This is a genomic window from Candidatus Thermoplasmatota archaeon (assembly GCA_035541015.1).
GTDB lineage: Archaea > Thermoplasmatota > SW-10-69-26 > JACQPN01 > JAIVGT01 > DATLFM01.
Genome location: DATLFM010000085.1, coordinates 1 through 2,894, shown reverse-complemented (window position 1 = coordinate 2,894; position 2,894 = coordinate 1). Strand labels below are relative to the sequence as shown.

Sequence of the window (2,894 nt, the reverse complement as noted above, 5' to 3'; positions counted from 1 at the left end):
CCGTGGGCCCGTCGATGCCGTCGGTGCCCATGCTCGCGAGCACGAACTCCGTGTCGGCGGAGAGGGCGGCGGCAAGCGCGAGCTCCTGGTTGCGCCCGCCTTTTCCGGCGCCCGTCACGCGCACGGTCGTCTCGCCGCCGTAGACGACGCACGCGGGCCGGTCGATGGGCACGCGGCCGGCTTCGACGTCGAGCGCCATCTGCGCGAGCTTGGCGCCGGCCACGCGGGCCTCGCCAAGGAGCGGCTCGCGGACCCAGAACGCGTGGAAGTCCATCGTGACGGCCTTCTGCGCGGCGGCCGCGGCGGCGGTGGCGGCGCCGCCCACGAGCACGGTCGTCGCGCGCTTCCACGTCGCGTCCGCGGGCTTCACGGTCTCCTCGCGCTCGCCCCTGGCGCCGGCGCGGAGATGCTCGACGACGGAGCGGGGAAGCCGCTCGAGGCGAAGCTTGCGGACGACGGCGAGCGCGTCGTCGAAGCCCGTGGGGTCGGGCGCCGTGGGTCCCGAGCCGACGAAGTGGACGTCGTCGTCGGGGACGTCGGAGAGAACTAGCGTGAGGACGGTGCCGCGCGCTTCCTTGGCAAGACGTCCGCCTTTCACGCGCGAGAGGTGCTTGCGGACGGTGTTCAGCTCCCAGATGTCGGCGCCGGCGTCTTGGAGCGCGCGCGTGGCGGCGGCGAGGTCTTCGACGGGGACCTCGGGGGCTTCCAGGCACGCGGAGGAGCCGCCCGAGAGGAGAACCACGAAGAGATCGTTCTCGCCGGTCGCGCGCGCCATGGCAAGCGCGGCCTCGCCCGCGGCGACGCTTGCGTCGTCGGGAAGCGGGTGCCCTCCTTGCAGGAAGACGTGCTTCCCGTGCGGCGTTCCGGCGGGCGAGACGACGAGCCCCTCGTCGACGGGCAGGACGCCGTCCGCGCCTTGCATCATGCGCTCGGCCGCCTTGCCGACGGCAAGCGCGCGGACGCGGCGGAACTTGCGGAGGTCCAGGGGCGGCTTCTCGGAAAGCAGGATCCGGCGCGGCTCTTCCGGGTCGGCGGGGAGCGCAGCGCGCACGAGCGCCTCGGGCTCGACGGCGGACACGGCCGCGTCGAGGATGGAAAGCGCGTCCTGCCGCCAGCCGCGCCATCCTTCCTCCGTGCCAAGGACGAGGTCCTCGAAGTTGCGGAAGATCACGGGGGCGCGAACGGGCGGAGACGTAAAGCCTTTGTCGGGGCGACTGCGGAAGTGCCCGGCGGGTACGCGTTTCCGCAACCGGCCCATAGACTTTTCGTCCGGCGGGCCATGGGGAAGCGATGCCCTCCCCCTCGCCCTCCCGCCGCTCCGACGTCGATTTCGTCTTCGAGCAGGTGCGTCGCCATCACGCGTGGTTCGACGCGTGCTTGCCCATGATCGCAAGCGAGAATCTCATCTCGCCCCTGGCGCGGCAGCTTCTCGTCTCGGACTTCCACGACCGGTACGCCGAGGGACACCCGGGCAAGCGGTACTACCAGGGCCTCGCGTTCATCGACGAGGTCGAGCGGCGCTGCGCGGAGCTTGCGCGCGAGCTGTTCGGCTGCTCGCACGCCGACGTGCGGCCCACGTCGGGCACGAACGCGAACATGGCGGCCTTCTTCGCGCTTGCGCAGCCCGGGGACGCGATCACGGCGCTTGGGACCGCTTCGGGCGGCCACATCAGCCACGCGAAGTTCGGCTCGGCGGGGCAGCGCGGGCTTGCGATCCACACGTACCCGTGGAACGACCGCGAGATGAACCTCGAGGTCGAAGGGGCCAAGAAGCTCATCCGTGAAGTGCGGCCCAAGGTGGTCGTGCTGGGGGGCAGCGTGTTCCTGTTCCCGCATCCGGTCTCGGAGATCGCCCCGGTGGCGCGCGAGGTGGGCGCGCGGGTGATGTACGACGGCGCGCACGTGCTTGGCCTCATCGCGGGCGGCCGGTTCCAGGACCCGCTGCGGGAGGGCGCCGACGTGATGACCGGGAGCACGCACAAGACGCTTCCGGGCCCCCAGGGCGCCGTCCTCCTGTCGAACCTCGACGACTCGGAGGAGAACGCCAAGCTCAAGAAGAAGCTCGATTCGGCCGTGTTCCCGGGCGTCGTCTCCTCGCACCATCTGCACCACATGGCAGCCAAGGCGGTCACGTTTGCGGAGCACCTCGAGTTCGGGCGGGACTACGCCTCGCAGGTCGTGGCGAACGCAAAGGCGCTCGGCCAAGCGCTGCACGAGGAGGGCGTGAAGGTCCTCTGCGAGCACAAGGGCTTCACGGAGAGCCACCAAGTCGTCGTGGACGTGCGCGAGCACGGCGGCGGCAAGTGGGCGGCCGAGGCGCTGGAGCGGGGGAACGTGATCACGAACATGAACATGCTTCCCGGCGACGAGAAGCCCATGAACCCCTCCGGGCTGCGCCTGGGGTCGCAGGAGCTCACGCGCATCGGGCTTCGTCCGGCCGACATGGGCGACGTCGCGCGGTTTGTGCGGCAGGTCGTCGTGGACAAGGTGGCGCCCGAGAAGGTTCGCGCCGACGTGGCCGAATTCCGCAAGGGCTTCCGCGGAGTGCGCTATTGCTTCGAGGAAGGGACCCCTGCATACGAGTTCTGGACACTCGCCGTCAAGTAGCGAGCTGGGCGCCCGCCGTGCGCTTGTGCGCGTTGCGCGTCAGATGTGGCCAAGCGGCCACGGCCAACGCGCAGACGCTTCCCGCGAAAGCCTTTTAAACCATTCCCTATTATACCGGCGCTGCGCCCCCTCGCAGGGGGGCCTTCGGTGTGCTTCTCATGGATGCGGATTCCCCGCAAGTGACCACGGACTCTTCCCGGCCGGAAGAGGGTTCCCCGCGACCGTCCCGCCAAATCACGACCGGCGATTCGTCGAAGTCGACCACCCCCACGGAGGAGGCCCAAGCC

2 protein-coding genes are annotated in these 2,894 nt (G+C 70.3%); one reads left to right on the top strand and one right to left on the bottom strand.

Going from position 1 to position 2,894, the window contains the following annotated elements:
* The coding region (locus VM681_07660) for a DUF4147 domain-containing protein (protein ID HVL87858.1) at positions 1–1,171 on the bottom strand (1,171 nt) is incomplete at its 3' end.
* Between the two features lie 119 nt (positions 1,172–1,290).
* Between VM681_07660 and glyA the strand changes: the two genes are divergently transcribed.
* Positions 1,291–2,607: a serine hydroxymethyltransferase gene (glyA, locus tag VM681_07655; GenBank protein HVL87857.1), complete on the top strand. Its 1,317-nt coding sequence runs from the start codon at positions 1,291–1,293 to the stop codon at positions 2,605–2,607.
* The last annotated feature ends 287 nt before the right edge of the window (positions 2,608–2,894 follow it).